The organism is Alteromonas sp. MB-3u-76 (assembly GCF_002831605.1).
Taxonomy (GTDB): Bacteria; Pseudomonadota; Gammaproteobacteria; order Enterobacterales; family Alteromonadaceae; genus Alteromonas; species Alteromonas hispanica.
Genome location: NZ_CP025115.1, coordinates 1,050,147 through 1,070,430, shown reverse-complemented (window position 1 = coordinate 1,070,430; position 20,284 = coordinate 1,050,147). Strand labels below are relative to the sequence as shown.

Below are 20,284 nucleotides of genomic sequence, written 5' to 3'. Positions count from 1 at the left end.
TCACCAGAAAGTATTACATAGACGCAGACTATACGTTACCAACGACATGTTCACACAGTTAACACGAAGCACAGACTAATCTTGTTGTTGTGCTCTTTTTGCTTTTTTAGCCGCTTTAATTTCCTGCCTTCGCTTTTTAAAAAAAGCTGATATCTTCTCTGCGCATTCATCGGCAAGCACTCCCGAAACAATTTCAGCCTGGTGATTTAACGCCGGATGCTGGAGCAAGTTCATAACAGAGCCTGCTGAGCCGGTTTTTGCGTCCCACGCACCAAAAACTACCCGCTTGACTCTTGCGTGTATTAACATGCCTGCGCACATTGAACAGGGCTCTAGCGTAACGTAAAGCGTAGCATCGATAAGTCTGTAATTCTGGATATGTTTCGCCGCTTGAGTAACCGCATGCATTTCTGCATGTGCTGTAGGATTGTGATCTCGTATCGGCGTATTCCATCCTTCTCCGACCACGGCTCCATTGATGACAACACAGGCTCCCACAGGTACTTCACCAATAGCTTCAGCCTTGTCTGCTAGCGATAAGGCATGTTTCATCCAGAACACATCGTTCTCTTCTGTAGGTGTATTAACAGACAGCATCGTTTTTTCGTTAACCATTTATTCTTTTACCGTTTCTTCATTGACTTGCGGCAACATACCTTCAAGGCTCAAGCTGACTACTATTTTGATACTCATTATTTTGACGATTTTAGTTACTAGTTCGTTAAACTCACTATTTAGATTGGTGAGTTTCATCAATGACAAGGTTGCTAAAATTCAAAAATACTTCTTAACCCACTAATAAGTATGAATTTTCTAAAAATGGCAATAAGCTTGCTTAGTAATTATTAAAACGTAGATACACGCTTTTCACCCTAGACACGGCAAAGCATGTAGACGCTGATAGCACAATGAAACTGTGGAAGGCCAATGTTTGATAGATTTCTATCTGCCTATAATCTGCCAACTATCAGCCTAATACCAAAAAATTACGTGCTGCGTTTTCTACTAAAGGCGTCAAAATTTTGCGTATAGTAACAAAAAGCGTGTACTGGTTGGCTAGCTAAATTAGTTAAACGAGACAAGTTTCTTGTTATCGACTACACTTTTTTAAAACTGTTTGAGAGGGATCACACTGTGAATTTAACTGCTATTGCTATCGTTGCTATCTGTGCTTGGGCGCTTGTGAGTATTATTGAAACTGCAAAAGACAAAAGTAAAAAGAAGATTAATGACAAGGAGTTAGGTACGTACAAAGCAGAAATTGCCGAATTGAAAGAGCGAGTTTCTGTGTTAGAAAAAATAGTTACAGACGAAAAGTACGACCTGAAAAAACAGTTTGCTGACCTAGAAAAAGACCGCGTTGCATAGAAAGCTATCTAACTCGCACTACCCTATATTCACAAACGCCGGCATTCACAAACGTCGGCTAATTGCTTTATTTATAAACGAAGGCTGACTGCGCTACTTATCATCGAGGGCTAATTGCCCTCGAGAAGTTTGCGCTCTGCTCGCTCTACGCGCCTAGGCTTGCCCGCAATAACGAGCACATCTTGCGCCTGTAATACTGCGTTTTCATCGGGCTCTTTTACTTCTTTACCGTTTCTGCGCAATCCTTTCACCGTGACGCGCATTCGCGCAAAATCAATATCCTTTATGGGCTTGCCGACATATGCCGCGTGCTCAGATAATACAACAGCGTGAATAAACTCAAGTTTATCCTCTGTGCCATAAGTTATCTCAGTGGTTTCACCAGGGTAGAAGCCGTGCATATGGTCGTAACGTCCTTTACGCTCTGCGCGCACTCTTTTTAGGATCCTAGACATAGGAACGCCGGCATAATGCAGCACTTGAGAAACGAGCATAAGGCTGCCCTCTTGCAACTCAGGCACAACTTGATTTGCACCTGCAGAATAGAGACTGTCTAGCTGATAATCTCGCTTAGTCCTCACCATAACATCTGTTGTTGAAATAGTTCTTGCCTGCGTAATCACCTGCTTAGCTTTATCGACTTGGTCGAACGTAACTAACACTAATTTAGCTTGCTCAATGGCTGCACTAATTAAAATATCTTTCTGGCTGGCATCGCCAAACACGACAGGCTCACCGGCATTACGACTCTCGTGCACACGAACAGGGTCCATATCAATGGCAACAAATTTAATGCCTTCCATCTTCAACATTCTCGCGACTGATTGTCCGACACGCCCAAAGCCGCAAATAATAACGTGGTTACTCAGCGTATCATGCCTTGTGGGAGAGTCATCATCAGTTAGCGTCATATCGCTTTTCACGATACGTTTCGCAATCACTACGCTGTTACTCATTAACCATGGCGTTAAAGCCATACTAATGACCCCCATACTTATAATAAGCGAGGACTGCTGAGTGGTTAGCACACCGTGGGTTGTCGCAAGGGCTGCAATAACAAAGCTGAATTCGCCAATTTGGCAGAGTTTAACGCCAGCAGACCAACCGTCGATAGGATCTGTTTTTACCAGCATTGACGCCACTCTAACTAATATGACTTTCACTAGCATCAATGCAAACACGCCAAAAACAATTTCGAATAGACTGTCCCACAACACGGTGAGATCGAGCTGCATACCAACTGTTACGAAGAACAAACCCATTAAGATATCTCTAAAGGGTCGAATATCCGCCTCTAGCTGATACTTGTATTGACTTTCTCCCAGCATCATTCCCGCTAAAAACGCACCCAGCGCCATTGATAGACCAAAATAATAGGTTAACCCACCTGCCAATAGCGCAATTAAAATAGTGGTTAACACAAACAGTTCATCGGTTCGTGTTCTCGCCACCTCCCTGAACACCCAAGGAAGCACCCACTTACCCACCGACATCAGAAAAGCGATGACGAAAACGCCTTTAAGCAACGCTTCACCGAGCGCTAACGCGATGCTGACCTCTCCTGTTTGTGCCAGCAATGGAATAGCGATAAGAAATGGCACCACAGCAAGATCTTGGAAAAGCAAAATACTAATAGCGAGTTGCGTGCGCCTGTTATTCAGAATTCCCATTTCCGTGGCTTGCTTGATAACAATGGCTGTGGAACTTAACGCAAGTGTGCCCCCTACGATGATTGATGCGCTAAGGGATAAGCCAAAAAAATAGGGAATACACGTAAACACAGCAGTTGTAATAAACATTTGCCCTAAGCCCACACCAAAAACTAAGGAGCGCATAGCAAGCAATTTGGGTAAGGAGAACTCCAGACCCAGTGAAAATAGCAGAAAAACAATGCCGACTTCAGCAAGAAGATGCATCTGCTCGGGATGAGCAAAAACAGATAAGATTTGTGGCCCGGCGAGAACGCCCGCAAAAAGGTAAGCGAGAATTGGTGGTAAATGTACGCGCTTAAAGATGGCAACAGCACACACAGATATAAACATTAGAATAACTATATTTATAAAGCTCGTTCCCACGTTACCTCCGTTATTTGTTGTTAAATTTAAGAGCACAGCAGCGTCAAAAAAGAATTGGCACTTAGTTTGCTAATTCATAGTTAGATGTCTCGAATGACGACGTTTCAGAGCAATTAGGCTCTAGTTTATGACGATCTTTGCCGTCTTTGGCTACGCATGACGGCAAACCTAGCTTTTGTGTCAGTGATTTGACACACAACCGATGCAAAATATTGCGAAAAAGGGTACGCCGTGGAATTTTCAATGACAGTATACGATAGCACACACCATAGCAGCTTTTATCCAAGAGAGTCACAAGCACATGGACTTTCTGTTGCTGAGTTGACCTTGTTTATCAATCGGCTACTTTCAACGCTTGAGCTTGAAGAGCTTGGAACTTTATATTTTCAACAGCTCAATGCACTGCTTCCCGTTGCCGGTCTAAGTTTGACCGACTTCGACTCTCGCTGGGTGTTCGGTAATGCAAAAATATCTTCAACGCTCATCGATTTACCATTACAAGGCTCTGCGTCAAGCAGCGGCGAACAAGCTCACGCTTATTATTACATTAGCTCACCCCTATCCTTGTCGCAACGAGAAATTTTATTCCAACTACATGATTTATTTGGGAAACAAGCAAAACATGCGGTTTCACATTTGCGCATGAAAGGAATGGCAACGAAGGACGCACTAACGGGCTTGGGAAATCGTATCGCTTTTGAGCAGTCAATGATGAGGCAGCGCAGTTGGGCTCAGCGCAGAGACGAACCGTTTTCACTGTTGGTGCTCGACCTTGATAATTTCAAGCAAGTTAACGACAACTTCGGTCATAGTGAGGGAGATAGAGTTCTGGCTCATGTCGCTACACACTTGGTTAACGTATTGCGTGATGAGGACGAACCCTTTAGATTTGGCGGCGATGAATTCTGCTGTATTTTAGATTGTCAGACCGACCAACAGCTGTCGTGCGCAGCGGAACGCATTAAAACGAGCATCAGCAGCTCTGAGTATTTGGCCAAACTTGGCGTATCATGCAGCTTAGGCGGTGCCCTTTATCGTATAGGCGACAGTACCAACAGCATGTTCGACCGTGCCGATAGCGCATTGTATAAGGTTAAAAATTCAGGAAAGAATGATTATCAAGCGGCCTAACAAGAACAGATAAACATAAAGAGTATAAAAACTTAGGCTGAATAGTAATTATCGTTTTGGCTAGAGGCAATAATTTGCCGTTAAGGACGACATGTCTTTTTTGATGCTCTGTGCCAAGGCTTATTTTGCTTATCACCGCAAAAAACGCGTTCTATTTATGTTCTATGTGCACCTGCGTGTCGATACCAAGATTGTTTTTTAAATACATACACTCGCCGTGCACGATTAAAGCAACAGGCTCTTCCCCAACAAAAATAACAGGTACCCCCTCTCGCTCCCAACGAGGTATCTTCCAGACTTTAAACCAGTTTTTTAACTCTTTAGACACACCAGAGTGTTCTGGTTTAATTTTGAGGCTACGCATATCAGTCTTAAGTGATATTGTCGATTGGGCATCGTCAACCTTCACAGTCACCTCAAGCGAGAGCCACGGAAGAAGAACAGGCTTATTATTTTCAAAAGAGAGCGTTTTAGGAATGTCTAGGGTGCGCTTTGGTACCCAATATAAATCACCGTTCGAGCGCGCTACTTTGCCCCACTTAAACGTCATCTCAGGTGTAGCATCTTGCTTTGCGTTTAACATAGAGAGTAATTCTTCAAGCTGCGCTTTTGATGGCGCTAACTGCCCATTTTGCGTAAACCACAGTCGAATAACCGCCTTACGCCAGGATACAGATAACTCCGCTAACGCTGCACCATCGAGCTGTGTGGGTGATAACTGACAATGATTTAAATAACTTGCAGCAGCATCAGTAATTAAATGAGATTGCTCGGCGCACAGAAGCGCGCTGCGGCTCACGGTTTTTGCCAGTTCTGGCCAACGGGCAACTAAATGGGGAATGATGTCATTTCGCAGAAAGTTGCGCTCGAAACTTGTTTCAAAGTTAGACTCATCTTCAACCCAACTTAAACCTTCCTCTCGGGCAAAACTCACAATATCCTGCTTTTTTAGATTCAGCATTGGTCGTAAAACCAAGGTGTTATTTCGCCACTGGGCTTCTGCCATTCCCGCAAGTCCCTGCGGTCCTGCTCCTCGTTTAAGCTGCAGCAGCACGGTTTCTAGCTGATCTTCACTGTGTTGTCCAAGTAGCAAAACACCGCCAATTTGTTGGCAAACATTGAGCAAAGCATGATATCTCGCTTTTCTTGCTTCGGCCTCGATGCTTTTTCTCGCTGAAGTATCTACGTCGACTTTTTTAGAATGGAATTCAATGTCGTTTATTCGACACTGCAGGTCGCAATGCTTAGTCCAGGCATCTGCGTTATCACTAAGGCCGTGATGAACGTGCACTGCGTGTAAATCACAGTGATGCTTATCTCGGTATTCTAATGCGGCATGAAGGAGTACAGATGAATCCACTCCCCCGCTATACGCGATAACGAGGGGAGCATCTAATGGTTGGTTAGCCTCTAAAAGACTTGCAGCAATAGCATCACTAATCTGCACAATGACATTCGTCATTGTTGAGGGAACATCGTTTTCATACTTTGATTAGCAATAGCCAAATGACATAAGGCGCTGATAGCGCTCATCCAATAGCTTGCTGTTATCAAGTTCTTTAAGCTGGCTTAGCTGCTGCTTTAACACTGCTTTTAAGTTGGCGGCCATACCGTTATGGTCACGATGCGCGCCACCTAAAGGCTCTTCAACAATGCTGTTGATAAGCCCTAGTTCTTTTATCTGCGGTGCACTTACACCCATTGCCTCAGCAGCTAATGGTGCCTTTTCTGCGCTTTTCCACAAAATAGACGCACAGCCTTCGGGTGAAATAACCGAGTAGGTTGAGTATTGAAGCATGTTCACTCTGTCGCCGACACCAATAGCTAGCGCGCCGCCAGATCCACCTTCACCGATAACAGTACAAATGATCGGAACCGTTAACTCCGCCATCTCAAATAGGTTCTTAGCGATGGCTTCACTTTGACCGCGCTCTTCAGCGCCAACTCCCGGATACGCGCCCGGAGTATCGATAAAGGTAATAATAGGTAAATTAAAGCGCTCAGCCATTTTCATCAGGCGTAGTGCCTTGCGGTAACCTTCAGGCTTAGGCATACCAAAGTTGCGCCTGACTTTTTCGTTGGTATCTCGACCTTTCTGATGACCAATAACCATAACCGGTTGGCCGTCTAACATGGCCGGTCCGCCAACGATAGCTTTGTCGTCAGCAAAGGCTCTATCGCCCGCCAACTCATCAAATTCGGTGAAAATTCGCGGAATGTAATCTAGCGTGTAAGGACGCATTGGATGCCTGGCTAGTTGAGAAACCTGCCATGCCCCGAGGTCAGAAAAAATCTTTTTAGTCAGATCTGCGCTCTTGCCACGCAGCTTATTTATTTCTTCCTCAATACCTACGTCGAACTCACCACCTTGATTAACCAACCTTAGCTCTTCTATTTTTGCTTCTAATTCGGCTATGGGTTGCTCAAAGTCCAAAAACTGTATGCTCATTTTATGTCCTATTCTTTCTACGCTCGTTTATACAAACGCGAGATGTCCAATCTATCGAACTCTGACCATTAATGGTAGAGAATTGAAACGGCTTTTTCTCCCAAACACTGTTTGAGGTCGTGCAATAGTTGATCCTCCGGCGTTACATACCATTTAGCACCACATGCTAACGTTACCTCAGCATCTGGGTGTGTAACCGCCATTTGAACGGGACAACTGCCGCCATTAAATGCCTGTAGAATAGATTGCATCTGACTCATTTTTTTCGTTTCAAGCGTCTGGGTATCTACTTTTATCGCCAGCGCTTTCGCGTTTTTCTCTCGTGCCTGAACAATGTCCATAACATCACGGGCGGTGATTGTATTGCCCCCGGAGAAATCATCAAAGCTGACCTGTCCCTTTATGAGCAATATTTTGTCTGTTTCCAACACACTTTCGAACTGTTCGTAAGTATCGGGGAAAAAACGTACGTCCATTCTGGCACTCTTATCATCCAGTGTCACTATTGCCCACCGGCGTCCTCGCTTGTTTGTCATCACCCGAACACCAAGCACCAGACCAACGGCGCTAGCCATTTGATCTTTATTTGTTGGTTTTAAATCAACAAGGCGACCATCGGTGTAATAACGAAGTTCATCGGCGTACTGATTTATTGGATGCCCAGTAAGGTATAAACCTAGAGTGTCTTTTTCACCCTCAAGCCAGACCTTCTCAGGCCACTCTGGTACATCGGCGAATGCCTGCTCTACCTCATCAGGCTCTGTGGTTAAAAGCCCGAACATATCTGACTGACCGAAAGACTCAGCTTTCGCATGCTGCCCAGCAGCAGCAAGAGCCTCTGGCAATGTTGCCATTAGCGTCGCTCTATGCGGTCCTAAATTATCCATTGCACCAGATAATACTAGCTTTTCTAAAACTCGTTTATTTACTTTCTTGGTGTCTATTTTTGCACAAAACTCGAACAGATCTTTAAACGCACCGTGACTACTTCGGGCCTCTATGATGGCCTCAATAGGACCTTCACCCACACCTTTAATAGCGCCAATTCCATAAACAATGCGGCCTTTGCTATCTACCGTAAATTTGTATTTTCCGGCGTTAAGGTCTGGCGGTAAAATCTCAATACCCATGCGCTCGCATTCGTCTACTAGGGTCACTATTTTGTCTGTATTATCCATATCAGCAGACATAACAGCGGCCATAAACTCAGCCGGATAGTGTACTTTTAGCCATAAAGTTTGGTATGACACCAAAGCGTATGCCGCAGAGTGAGATTTGTTAAACCCGTAACCTGCAAACTTTTCAACCAAGTCGAAAATTTTCATGGCCAAGTCGGGGTCAATATTATTTCCCTTTGCCCCTTCAGCAAAAGCGCCTCGCTGCTTAGCCATTTCCTCTGGCTTTTTCTTACCCATTGCCCGACGAAGTAAGTCAGCGCCGCCAAGGGAATAGCCTGCCATTTCCTGGGCAATCTGCATCACCTGCTCTTGGTATAAAATAATGCCGTAGGTTGGCTCTAGAATTTCTTGCAAACACTCATGTTGATAATCTTTATCGGGATATGAAATAGCCTCCCGGCCGTGCTTACGATCGATAAAGTTATCTACCATGCCCGACTGCAGTGGGCCGGGGCGGAACAACGCCACCAGTGCAATGATATCTTCGAAACTGTCGGGTCTAAGGCGCTTGATTAGCTCTTTCATGCCCCGAGATTCAAGCTGGAACACTGCGGTGGTTTCAGCATTTTGAAGAGTTCGAAAACTTTTAGGATCGGCGAGAGGTATAGCAGAAATGTCGATATCAATATTTTTGCCTTCTTTGACCATATCAATAGCCCACTGAATGATGGTCAGCGTTCTCAGTCCCAAGAAGTCAAACTTAACTAGCCCCGCAGTTTCAACATCATTTTTGTCAAACTGGGTGACAGGGTTGTTCCCCTCGTCATCGCAGTACAATGGTGAAAAGTCGGTGATGGTGGTGGGCGCAATAACAACACCACCTGCGTGCTTACCTGCGTTACGGGTAACACCTTCTAAAATACGCGCCATATCAATGAGGTCTTTTACCTCTTCATCTTGCTCGTATACTTGAGGTAATTGTGGCTCTGCTTTGAACGCCTTTTCTAGCGTCATACCGGGATCGGAAGGGATAAGCTTTGAAATTCTATCAACAAAACCATAGGGGTGACCTAGCACGCGGCCAACATCACGAACCACGGCTTTTGCCGCCATCGTTCCAAAGGTGATAATTTGTGATACTGCTTGGCGGCCATAAAGCTCAGCAACGTGATCGATAACCTCGTCTCGTCTGTCCATACAGAAGTCAACGTCGAAATCGGGCATAGATACACGTTCGGGGTTCAAAAATCGCTCGAAAAGCAAATCGAATTCAAGGGGGTCGAGATCGGTAATTTTTAACGCATAAGCCACTAACGAGCCGGCACCTGAACCGCGACCTGGCCCAACGGGTATTCCATTATCTTTACTCCATTGGATAAATTCCATCACGATGAGGAAGTAACCGGGAAAGCCCATTTGGTTAATCACTTCAAGCTCTACGCGAAGACGGTCGTCATACTCTGGGCGCTTTTCTTTTCGCTCGTTTTCATCAGGGAACAAAAACTCAAGCCTGTCCTCAAGTCCTTCTTCAGAGACCTTGACCAAGAAGTCTTCGGTTGTCATGCCTCCTGTTGGAAACTGGGGCAAGAAATATTCGTTGAGACGAACCGTCACATTACAACGCTTTGCTATTTCAACGGTGTTTTCTATGGCTTCGGGAATATCGCTAAACAGCTCTATCATTTCATCTGCGGTACGAAGATATTGCTGCTCGCTATAGCGTTTAGGTCGGCGGGTATCATCTAACGTGTAGCCATCGTGAATACACACCCGAATTTCGTGCGCCTCGAAGCCCTCTTTATCGATAAAGCAAACTTCATTAGTCGCAACAACCGGTAAGTCTTTCTGTTGGGCAAATTCCACTGCTCGGTGTAAATAGTCTTCTTCGCCCGGGCGGCCAGTGCGCACTAACTCTAAATAGAAACGATCTTGAAAATGGGTTTTATAAAATTGCAAAGAGGAATCAAGCAGCTTGATGTTATTTTTGGTAAGCCCTACGCCAACATCGCCATGCAAACCACCAGATAGCACGATAATACCTTCGCTATGTTCAGCAAGCCATTCTTGGTCAATCACCGCACGGTGGGAAAGATGACCGCGTAAATAGGCTTTAGAGATAAGAACGGTAATATTCTTATAGCCCTCGTTATTCATAGCTAACAGTGTCAACCTGAATGGTTCGTCACCAAATACTTCGTTGGTTACCCAAAAATCGGTGCCAATTATGGGTTTGATACCGCGGGAGTGAGCTTCTGAGTAAAACTTCACCAAGCCACACATATTCATTTGATCGGTAATGGCCACCGCTGGCATCTCTAGCTCGGCAACCTTACTCAAAATAGGCTTAACCTTATTAAGCCCATCCATCATTGAATAGTCGCTGTGTACACGTAAATGAATAAATGGCGAAGACATGATTTTTTCTCTTTTATTTTGCGGCGCTTTATCTGTTTTACGAAACTAACTATTGCCCGTAAGCATTGCCTTGACCGGCTTAAAGCTCTTACGATAACAATCTAACACACCAAATTCGGCTAACGCCGCAAAATGTGCTTTTGTAGGATAGCCTTTATGACCTGCAAAGTTATATTGAGGATAAGCTTCGTGAAGCGCCAGCATATCATTATCGCGCTCCACTTTCGCAATGATGGATGCAGCCGATATTTCTTGATGTAGGCCATCACCTTTTACAATCGCTTCTGATGGGTAGTTCCAATCAGGCAAGCGATTACCGTCCACTCGAACAAAATCTGGAGTAACTTGCAGTCCGTCTACTGCGCGAACCATAGCCAGCATAGTGGCGTGTAGAATATTGAGGTTGTCAATTTCAGCGGGGCTAGCTCGGCCAATATTCCAGTAAAGCGCTTTCTCTCGAATTTCTTGTGCTAGAGCAACGCGCTTTTTTTCACTTAGTTTTTTAGAATCGTTCAGGCCCTCAATAGGATTTGAAGGGTCAAGGATAACGGCTGCGGTGACAACATCACCCACCAGCGGACCGCGGCCTACCTCATCTACACCGGCTATTAATTTATCCAACTAACTCCTCCACTACCGCTTTTGCTGCTGTCTTATCAGCGTCACATTTTAGCGTATGGTGGAGTTCGGTGAAACGGGAAATAAGCGCTGAATTATCACTTTCGAAAAATTCAAGAAGCTGGCTGCACATATTCTCAGCATTTACCTGCTCTTGAAGAAATTCAGGCACGATTTCATCGTTAGCCAATAGATTAGGTAGAGCAAAGTAAGGTGCTTTGTAAAGACGCTGCATTATTTTATGTGTAAGCGGGGCGAGTTTATAAGCAACCACCATAGGGCGTTTACACAACATTGCCTCTAAGGTGGCTGTACCCGAAGCCAACAATATAACGTCGCTGGCAATCATAGCATCTCTTGACGTTGTGTTCGTAATATGGATAGGTAATCGCGCTAATGCATCATTAGTCTGTGATAAAAACGTTTCGATTTGCTCAAAGCGATGATCATTTGCTGCGGGTATCACAAATTGGATATCGGGGCGCTTTTTGTGGATAGCTTCAATCGTTTCTAGAAATACTGGAAGAAGCGTTTCTACCTCACCTCTTCGCGAGCCTGGCAACACAGCTAACACGGGTTTATCAAGCTCAAGATCCAGCGCTATTCTCGACTTTTTTTGATCTGGCTTTATGGCAATAGTATCCGCCATTGTATGGCCAACAAAGGTATAAGGTACCTTATACTTGTCATACACTTTCTGTTCAAAAGGGAACAGTCCGAGAACGCGATTAGCAGCTTTTGCTATTTTGTGGATACGCTTTTCTCGCCATGCCCATACTGTAGGACTGACATAATGAAGCGTTTTTATACCTCGAGCTTTCAACGCTTTTTCAACACGCAAATTAAAGTCTGGGGCATCTATCCCAACAAAAATATCCGGTGGGTATTGTTCAAAATACGCAAGCAGCTGCTTTTTAACTTTTAGAATTGCGGGAAGATGAGAAATAACTTCGACAAGCCCCATTACCGACAGGGTTTCCATGTCAAATAATGTCTTAAAGCCCTGGGCCTGCATATTTGGCCCGCCAATTCCCTCAATGATGGCATCAGGGTATTGGCGTTTCAGTTCAGCCACCATTCCGGCAGCGAGTACATCGCCAGAAGGCTCTCCGGCCACCATGCCGATACGTAATGGCTTGGTCATAATTATCGAATAATGCCCCGCTCGGCATGACGAAGAAAGTCAGCCATACGGGCTACGCTTTCGTGGTCTTTCGCTGGAGATTCAAGTGCCTCTATGGCTTCTTCGATAGTATTGCCTGCACGGTAAATCACCTTATACGCACGCTTTATCGCCAGCACTTCATCTTTTTCAAAGCCTCTACGCTTGAGGCCTTCGGAGTTAATGCCCTGGGGAATGTTTTTGTGTCCACTCACCATCACAAAAGGAGGGACATCTCTTAAAATGATACCTCCGGCGCCGAGGAAAGCGTGAGCACCAATTTTACAGAATTGATGAATACCCACTGCACCACCAACAATAACAAAATCGTCAATGTGCACATGACCTGCGATTGCACAATTGTTGGCAACAATAATATCGTCGCCTAACACACAATCGTGTGCGATATGGGCATTTACCATAAATAGGCCTCTAGAGCCTATTTTTGTAATACCTTCATCTTGAACCGTGCCGCGGTGAACAGTCACGCCCTCGCGAAACTCATTATTATCACCAATGATAAGTTCCGTGGGTTCGCCGGCATATTTTTTGTCTTGGCAATCTTCGCCAATAGACGAAAATTGGAAAAACTTATTGTTTTTGCCTATTCGCGTTTTACCGCGAACAACTACGTGTGATTTCAATATGCAACCATCACCAATGGTTACGTTATCGTCTACCACACAAAACGGGCCAATAGTGACATTTTCACCAATGGTTGCGCTATCTGAAATTACCGCAGTTGGATGGATCACGTTATGCTATCTCTCTCATCGCACACATAAATTCTGCACTGCAAACTAAGTCTCCCTCGACAGTTGCAGTACCTTTAAACTTCCAGATCCCTCTTCTTTCCTTCACTAATGCCACGTCAAACTCAAGCTTATCACCAGGCACAACAGGACGCTTAAAACGCGCATTATCTATTCCCGCGTATAAATACAAACTATCATTTTTCCCCATGGTTTTAAAACCGAGAACGCCAGCCGCTTGGGCCATTGCTTCTAAAATAAGTACGCCTGGAAAAATAGGCTGGCCAGGAAAATGCCCCGTAAAGCAAGGTTCATTTATTGTGATATTTTTATACGCTTTTATTGATTCACCGAGTACATAGTCGGTGACACGATCGACTAACAGAAAAGGATAACGATGAGGCAAAAGTGCCATTATTTCCTGTATTTCGATGGTATTAAGTGAATTGGCCAAAAACTTTCTCCTGTATTCAAGCATGACCTAGCAACTGATTTATGGTCAAACTCGCCGTAAAAACTAAATTCGGCGGCAACCATACGCTGTTAAACGCGAAAAACAAATCAGACCAACACCTTTCGGTTGTTGGTCTGATGAATTGTCACACACTACCAGCCGTGGCAATGTTTTAGTTAGCTTTGCTAACCTGTTCTAGAACTTGCTCAGATAAGTCGTGCTCTTCTTTTGCAAACGCAACAGCACCAGCATTAAGGACAAGGTCGTAACCCTGTTTAGCCGCTACTGAATCGATAGCCTGCTTGATAAGACCTAACAACTTGTTACGCTCTTCGTTGCTGCGACGCTGAATGTCCTGCTGAAGAGGCTGACCCTTTTTAGAAAGCTCTTCACGAACAGATAAGATCTTTTGTTCTAGTTCTTTTTTCTCTGAGTCGCTCATTGTTGCTGCATCGCGCTGAAGGCGTTCTGCGTAGAACTGACCGTCACGTTGAAGCTGATTAACTTCTTCAATTTGATCTTTAAACTCTAATTGAATTGCGTTTTGCAACTCTGCAGCCTGAGGCATAGCTTGGAAAATACCTTGCACGTCCACCACGGCCATTTTCTGTTCTGCCATTACTGACGTACTGACTAGTGCACTACTTAACATTGCACCTGCAACGATATGTTTAACCAACTGTTTCAAAGGGAACTCCTTTTTGTATCTTCTTGTTTGGGACACACGAAGTGCGAGCCCGCTTTTCTAATTAAAAAGTATTTAAAAAGTTTGACCGATGTTGAAGGTAAAGAATCTCGCATCATCACCGTCACGCTCTCGTATCATTCTAGAGAAGCTAAATACCATCGGCCCCATGGGTGATACCCACTGAACAGACACACCTGCTGCACTGCGATACAGAGTCCAATCAGAATAGTCCAATAGCTCACCACGCTGATTCGGGCTCACCTCTAACTGACTGAATCGGTCGAAATCGAACTCAGTATCCCATACGTTACCCACATCCACAAACAAACTTGTACGTACTGAGTTGTCCATATCAGCTTCAACAAATGGCGTCGGTACAATAAGCTCTATACCACCAAGTGCCATTGCGTTACCACCAAGGCTCTGTCGAGACCAAGATATCACTGCATCGGCAGGGTCGCTCGGGAATGTCTCGCCGTCTGGACCAACGATATTACCCGGTGATGATACTAGTAAACCTCTAGGCCCCACGGTATTGTTTTCGAATCCACGAAGTGAATCTGCACCACCTGCGGTGAAGTTTTCGGTAAACGGGAGAATTTGCTCATTACCGTCAATATCGCCATAACCGTTACCATAACCCAAACGAATTCGGGCAAGGAACGACCAGCGCTGATTACGTGATAGTGGGAAGTACCACTTACCGTCAAACACAGACTTAAAATAAGTTACATCTGAATTTGGTGTTGTTGCACTAAACGAAGCGCGCTGTGATGAACCTGCAGTTGGAAACAAACCGCGGTTCAAAGTCACTCTACTCCAGCTTACGCTAGCTAAGTAGCTGTCGTATTTTACCGCCGCGTCAGGATCGTTGCCATCAGGGAACTGATTATAAAAACGTTCGGTTTGCTCGTAAAATCCACGGTTGAAAAGCTCTACATTACTGTATGTAAGACCAAAATTAATACGGTTTACTTCGTTAATTGGATAACCAATGTTTGCGCCTACAGACCAACGTTTCGAGTTGTACTGAATAACGTTAAAGTCGGAACCGTCAAATTCGCTGTACCCGATACTTCCACCCAAACTGATGCCGTCAATCGTGAAATAAGGGTCGTTATAGGTTATTTGCGCTGACTTCTGATAAGAAACTGTACTTAGATTAAGCCCAACTCGTTTACCGGTACCTAGGAAGTTGTCCTGTTGTATACCCGCTTGCAGACTCAATTTCGTTCTTTCGCCGTAACCGATACCTGCGTTAAATGAGCCAGAAGGCTGCTCTTTAACGTTGAAGTTTACGTCTACTTTGTCTTCTGAGCCAGGAATTCGTACTGTTTCAAATTCTACGTTTTCCATATAAGTAAGACGAGACAGCTGGCTTTTTGATACCTCAAGCTGACTATTAGATAGCCAAGTACCTTCCATCTGACTCACGTTTTGGCGAAGAACGTCATCGGCGGTAACCACGTTTCCGTTAAATTTGATACGGTTAACGTAGATGCGCTTACCCGGGTCGACGGACAATGTCAGTTTTACCGTTTTGTCTTCATCATTGATATCAGGAACAGTAGTCACAGTAGGATACGCATAACCAAATCGGCCAAGGTACTTACTTATAAACTCTTCTGTGTAAGTCACTTCTGCTTGGTTATAAAGTTCACCAGGCGTAAGCGGTAGCACACGCTCTATGTATTCTTCGTGTCCGAGAACATCACCGACAAGCTCCACTTCGGAAATAGTGTACTGCTCGCCTTCTGTCACGTTCATGGCAACGTAAATGCCGCTTTTTTCTGGCGTCATGGACACCTGTGTAGAATCGACATTGAAACGCAAATAACCACGGTCGAGGTAATGGTTTCTCAACGACTCCATATCGCCCTGCAGCGTTTGCTGTTGATAGCGCGTTTCAGATAAAAAGTCCCACCATGGAGTATCGTATTGAAGTTCAAACGACTCCATTAACTCTTCATCGGAAAACAACTCATTACCAACAATATTGATTTGCTCAATTTCTGCCGCGTCGCCCTCTTCAAAAAGAAGCTTTAAATCGACGCGATTACGGGGCAATGGGGTAACAATAGCGGTTACATCAGCGTTGTATTTACCAATACTGTAGAAAAAATCTTTAAGCCCGTTTTCAATTGAAGTGAGTACCGTTTTATCGAGCGGTTCACCCACTCTCACACCGTTACCGTCAAGACTCTCTTGTAATTGTTCATCTTTAATATCATCGTTATCTTCAAAGATGATATTACTAATGGTTGGGCGCTCTGATACGCGAACAACAAGAGTATTACCATCTCGTAAAATTTCAACGTTTTCAAAGTGAGTGGAAGAATATAACGAACGGATAAGCTGTGTTACACGAAATGTATTTAGCTCATCACCTACCTGTACAGGTAGATAGGTTAACGCCGCACCAAGTGCTACACGCTGTAACCCTTCAACTCGAATATCTTGTACTACGAATTTACTGTCTTGCGCCGCAGCATTGGCAAAGCTAGCACTGGATAATACTAATCCGGCTGCTACTAACTGTTTTAACTTCATCTATTTTTCTTTTCCTGGCCGCGTTTCATATTTGCTGTTTTGTACTTCCTGACTCTCATCAGGTTATGCGAGCAATATCGTTAAAAATAGCGATACCCATAATCATAAACAGAAGCACGCCACCTATTCGGTAACCCCATTCCTGTACCGCTTCAGGCACAGGCTTGCCGGTGATCCATTCCACGATGAAAAACATCAAATGACCACCATCGAGCATAGGCAGGGGTAATAAATTTATAATGCCTAAATTTACGCTTATTAAGGCAAGAAAACTCAAGAAGTACGCAAGCCCGTAACCGGCACTTGTACCTGCTCCTTGAGCAATTGAGATAGGCCCACTTAAGTTTTTAACTGACACATCGCCAGTAAGTAACTTTCCTATCATTTCGACACTGAGTGTCATTAAGCGCCATGTTTTATCTAGCGCAATTCCTATAGCCTCTATAATGCCATACTGATGCGTAAACACATACCCCTCAGGCCAAGGCTCAAACGTTGGGCTTACACCGAGATACCCACTTTGCCCCTGTGCTGTATCGCGGCGCGCTATCGTGGCACGTAGGGTGCGTTGTTGTCCATCCCTTTCAATTGCAAGAGAAATAGTCTCACCGGGATTATCAACAATCACATCGACTAACGCATTCCATGATGAAAGCTCATCGCCATTTAACGCAGTAATTTTATCACCTGGCAAAAGGCCGGCTTCTTGCGCTGCACTGCCCTCTCCAACAAAACCCACGGTTAATGTTGGGTCAGGTCGAAATGGCGTTAAACCCAAACTGCTTAGTGGAGACTCAATATCTGGATCAAAGTTCCAAGTAGTCAGGTTAAATGTCACTTCTTTTTCGCTATTTGATGCATTTCTGACCGTTACTACCGTATTCTCACCACCGATGTTGGAAACCATTTCCAAATTAACGGCTTCCCAATCTGGTGTGCGTCGGCCATCGATACTAATAATTTCATCGCCCGCTTTTACGCCTGCAATTTCCGCAATACTGTTATCTTCGACAGCTTTTACCACCGGCTTTACTGTCTCTAGCCCAACTAAGTACATAAGCCAAAGGGCAAAGAACGCAAATATAAAATTGACGCCAGGGCCGGCCGCAATAATAGCCATGCGCTGCAGCACCGGCTTATGATTAAACGCTTTTTCTTCGAGTTCTGGAGGGACGTCGTCTATACGCCCATCGAGCATGCGCACGTATCCACCTAATGGGATCATGGCAATAACATACTCGGTACCTGATTTACCCTGCCTGCGCCAAATAGGCTTGCCAAAGCCAATTGAAAAACGTTCTACCTGTACACCGCATTTGCGGGCCACGTAAAAATGGCCCCACTCGTGTACGGCAACAAGAATACCGAGGGCAAGAATAAATGCGCCTAGGCTCCAAAAAAATGCTAGCACTGAAATTTACCTCTGATTAACTCGTTTGCTTTTACTCTTGCCAACGAGTCTTGTTCTAATAATTGCTGAATGGAGTTCATTTCTACCATCGACATCGCGTTAAGCGTTGCTTCATTAACCTTTGCGATGTCACAAAAACTAATATTTCCGTGCAAAAAGTGCTCTACAGCAACTTCGTTAGCCGCATTGAGACTAGTGGTGGCACATTGGCCAGCTTCACAGGCTGCTATGGCTAACTTCAAGTTTGGATAACGCTCATAACAAGGGGTTTTAAAGCTAAAATCAACAATCTCTTTAAAATTGAGCGGCTTGACGCCAGCCTCTATACGCTGAGGGTGAGCTAATCCATAGGCGATAGGTGTGCGCATGTCTGGATTTCCCATCTGAGCGATCACAGAGCCATCAACATATTGCACCATGGAATGAATAATACTTTGAGGGTGAATAACGACGTCTATATCTTTGGACTTAACGCCGAACAGCCAACATACTTCGATAAACTCAAGCCCTTTATTCATCATGGTGGCAGAGTCTATTGTAATCTTTCTCCCCATTGACCAATTGGGGTGAGTGCTGGCCTCGTCAACCGTGATATTGCCAAACGTATCAAGCGCTCTTTCTCTGAAAGGGCCGCCCGACCCAGTAAGTAGAATTTTTTCAATACCTGAGTTACCCAAGTCGCCGTAGGTAAAATTGTGGGGTAAGCATTGAAAAATCGCGTTATGTTCACTGTCAATTGGCAGTATTTGAGCACCGCTTTTGTTCGCGGCGTCAATGAAGAGTGCGCCAGACATTACGAGCGCCTCTTTATTTGCCAGCAACACGCGCTTTCCTGCTTTCACCGCAGCCATAGTAGGTAGCAAGCCCGCGGCTCCCACAATCGCGGCCATAACTGAGTCAACTTCAGGAGCGCTTGAAACGTCTTCTAATGCCTGCTGTCCACACAGAATTTCAGCTTCAACTTGATACTGCTTTGCTAGCTCTAGTGCCGCGCTGTAGTGTGATGGGTCAGCAATAACCACATAGCGTGGGGAGCATTTGTTGGCCTGCTCCATAAGCAGCTTTAACTGATTGTTACCGGTAATGGCGAAAATACGGTACTTATCAGGATGACGATTAATTACATCAAGAGTATTGCAACCAATGGAGCCCGTAGCCCCTAAAACGGTGACTGTCTGCATTACGCCATCCAAGTAACATAACAAAACGCGAAGACAGGGAACGCAGCCGTAAGGCTGTCTATGCGGTCAAGCACACCGCCATGCCCGGGTAGAATTTTTCCACTATCTTTAATACCGGCACAGCGCTTGAGCATACTTTCGTTCAGGTCGCCAAGAGCAGACACTGCCACGGTAACTCCACCAATGGCTAAATGCAGCCAAATGCGAGAAGGCTCCACCTGATAGTGCAGCGCCGCGAATGCGATAATAGCAAACGATGCAGCAATTCCACCTAGTAGTCCCTCAAGGCTTTTCCCGGGTGATACATTCGGGCGAAGCTTGTGTCGACCAAATTTCACGCCCACAAAAAAGGCGCCAATATCGGCTGCCCATACAATGCCAAGCACATAAAAAATAAGGGACGCGCCGTAGAAAGGATCTACGTCGTGGAGACTTGTTCTCAGTGCTATCACTGCTACCCAAGTTGGAATAAGTGTTAACAATCCAAAAACAGTGCGAACAACCCTACTGTCTCGCCAAAATTTGGAGTATTTAGGGTACGCTAACACCATAGCAAGCGAGGCCCCCCACCAAATCACTGCCACGCTAAGGATACTGGTATATAAACTATGTAACTGTCCCTGATACCAGATCACGCTAGCATCAACAACAAAAGAAAGCGCGATACATATAGCAAAAGCGCCAGCCATAAAAAGAAGCTTTTTAGGACGTTCACAAACGCCAGCCATGGCTGCCCATTCATAAGCGCCAATACCTACAACACCGGCAATAGCAATTTCGAACCAAAAAATAGGTAGGAACAATATGGCGTATAACGCTGTTGGCGCAAGAATTAATGCAGTTATTATTCGTTGTTTTAGCATAATTTGCCCTTGGCTGTGATAATCAGGATGAAGCCGACAATCTTCTGAA

The 20,284-nt window shown here is 44.9% G+C and carries 16 protein-coding genes; 2 read left to right on the top strand and 14 right to left on the bottom strand.

The window, feature by feature from the left end; translation table 11 throughout:
* Positions 1–75: 75 nt before the first annotated feature.
* Positions 76–615 (bottom strand): tRNA adenosine(34) deaminase TadA, encoded by a 540-nt coding sequence (gene tadA / locus CW735_RS04825; RefSeq protein ID WP_100971139.1) that lies wholly within the window; start codon positions 613–615, stop codon positions 76–78.
* A gap of 519 nt (positions 616–1,134) precedes the next feature.
* On the opposite strand from tadA, the gene CW735_RS04820 reads away from it, so the two are divergent.
* Positions 1,135–1,368: a hypothetical protein gene (locus CW735_RS04820; protein WP_100971137.1), complete on the top strand. Its 234-nt coding sequence runs from the start codon at positions 1,135–1,137 to the stop codon at positions 1,366–1,368.
* Between the two features lie 110 nt (positions 1,369–1,478).
* Here CW735_RS04820 and CW735_RS04815 read toward each other — a convergent pair whose 3' ends face one another.
* Complete coding sequence (locus tag CW735_RS04815) at positions 1,479–3,443, bottom strand: cation:proton antiporter domain-containing protein (RefSeq protein WP_100971135.1); 1,965 nt, start codon at positions 3,441–3,443, stop codon at positions 1,479–1,481.
* A 243-nt stretch (positions 3,444–3,686) separates the two neighbouring features.
* Here CW735_RS04815 and CW735_RS04810 point away from each other — a divergent pair, with 243 nt between their 5' ends.
* Positions 3,687–4,574, top strand: a complete 888-nt coding sequence (locus CW735_RS04810) for a GGDEF domain-containing protein (protein ID WP_232368365.1) — start codon at positions 3,687–3,689, stop codon at positions 4,572–4,574.
* 151 nt (positions 4,575–4,725) lie between these two features.
* Here CW735_RS04810 and tilS read toward each other — a convergent pair whose 3' ends face one another.
* The 12 genes from tilS to CW735_RS04750 form a co-directional block, all read right to left on the bottom strand.
* A complete protein-coding gene (gene tilS / locus CW735_RS04805; RefSeq protein ID WP_232368364.1) occupies positions 4,726–6,021 on the bottom strand; it encodes a tRNA lysidine(34) synthetase TilS in 1,296 nt (431 codons plus the stop codon).
* Between the two features lie 45 nt (positions 6,022–6,066).
* The gene (gene accA, locus CW735_RS04800) at positions 6,067–7,023 is read right to left on the bottom strand and encodes an acetyl-CoA carboxylase carboxyl transferase subunit alpha (RefSeq protein ID WP_071978868.1); all 957 of its coding nucleotides are present in this window, start codon (positions 7,021–7,023) and stop codon (positions 6,067–6,069) included.
* Positions 7,024–7,091: 68 nt separating this feature from the next.
* Positions 7,092–10,556, bottom strand: a complete 3,465-nt coding sequence (dnaE, locus tag CW735_RS04795; RefSeq protein ID WP_100971131.1) for a DNA polymerase III subunit alpha — start codon at positions 10,554–10,556, stop codon at positions 7,092–7,094.
* A 45-nt stretch (positions 10,557–10,601) separates the two neighbouring features.
* Complete coding sequence (rnhB, locus tag CW735_RS04790; protein WP_100971129.1) at positions 10,602–11,177, bottom strand: ribonuclease HII; 576 nt, start codon at positions 11,175–11,177, stop codon at positions 10,602–10,604.
* A complete protein-coding gene (gene lpxB / locus CW735_RS04785) occupies positions 11,170–12,318 on the bottom strand; it encodes a lipid-A-disaccharide synthase (protein WP_100971126.1) in 1,149 nt (382 codons plus the stop codon). The genes rnhB and lpxB overlap by 8 nt, the downstream gene beginning before the upstream one ends.
* A 2-nt stretch (positions 12,319–12,320) precedes the next feature.
* A complete protein-coding gene (lpxA, locus tag CW735_RS04780) occupies positions 12,321–13,091 on the bottom strand; it encodes an acyl-ACP--UDP-N-acetylglucosamine O-acyltransferase (protein WP_071978864.1) in 771 nt (256 codons plus the stop codon).
* A 1-nt stretch (position 13,092) separates the two neighbouring features.
* On the bottom strand, positions 13,093–13,542 hold the full coding sequence (gene fabZ, locus CW735_RS04775) for a 3-hydroxyacyl-ACP dehydratase FabZ (RefSeq protein ID WP_071978863.1): 450 nt from the start codon (positions 13,540–13,542) through the stop codon (positions 13,093–13,095).
* Between the two features lie 172 nt (positions 13,543–13,714).
* The gene (locus CW735_RS04770) at positions 13,715–14,230 is read right to left on the bottom strand and encodes an OmpH family outer membrane protein (RefSeq protein WP_071978862.1); all 516 of its coding nucleotides are present in this window, start codon (positions 14,228–14,230) and stop codon (positions 13,715–13,717) included.
* Positions 14,231–14,302: 72 nt separating this feature from the next.
* Complete coding sequence (gene bamA, locus CW735_RS04765; RefSeq protein ID WP_100971124.1) at positions 14,303–16,780, bottom strand: outer membrane protein assembly factor BamA; 2,478 nt, start codon at positions 16,778–16,780, stop codon at positions 14,303–14,305.
* Positions 16,781–16,838: 58 nt separating this feature from the next.
* Entirely contained in the window at positions 16,839–18,191 is a 1,353-nt protein-coding gene (gene rseP / locus CW735_RS04760) for a sigma E protease regulator RseP (protein ID WP_100971122.1), read from the bottom strand.
* On the bottom strand, positions 18,185–19,372 hold the full coding sequence (gene ispC / locus CW735_RS04755; RefSeq protein WP_100971120.1) for a 1-deoxy-D-xylulose-5-phosphate reductoisomerase: 1,188 nt from the start codon (positions 19,370–19,372) through the stop codon (positions 18,185–18,187). Before ispC ends, rseP begins: the two co-directional genes overlap by 7 nt.
* Positions 19,372–20,235 (bottom strand): phosphatidate cytidylyltransferase, encoded by an 864-nt coding sequence (locus CW735_RS04750; protein WP_071978858.1) that lies wholly within the window; start codon positions 20,233–20,235, stop codon positions 19,372–19,374. Before CW735_RS04750 ends, ispC begins: the two co-directional genes overlap by 1 nt.
* Positions 20,236–20,284: the final 49 nt, after the last annotated feature.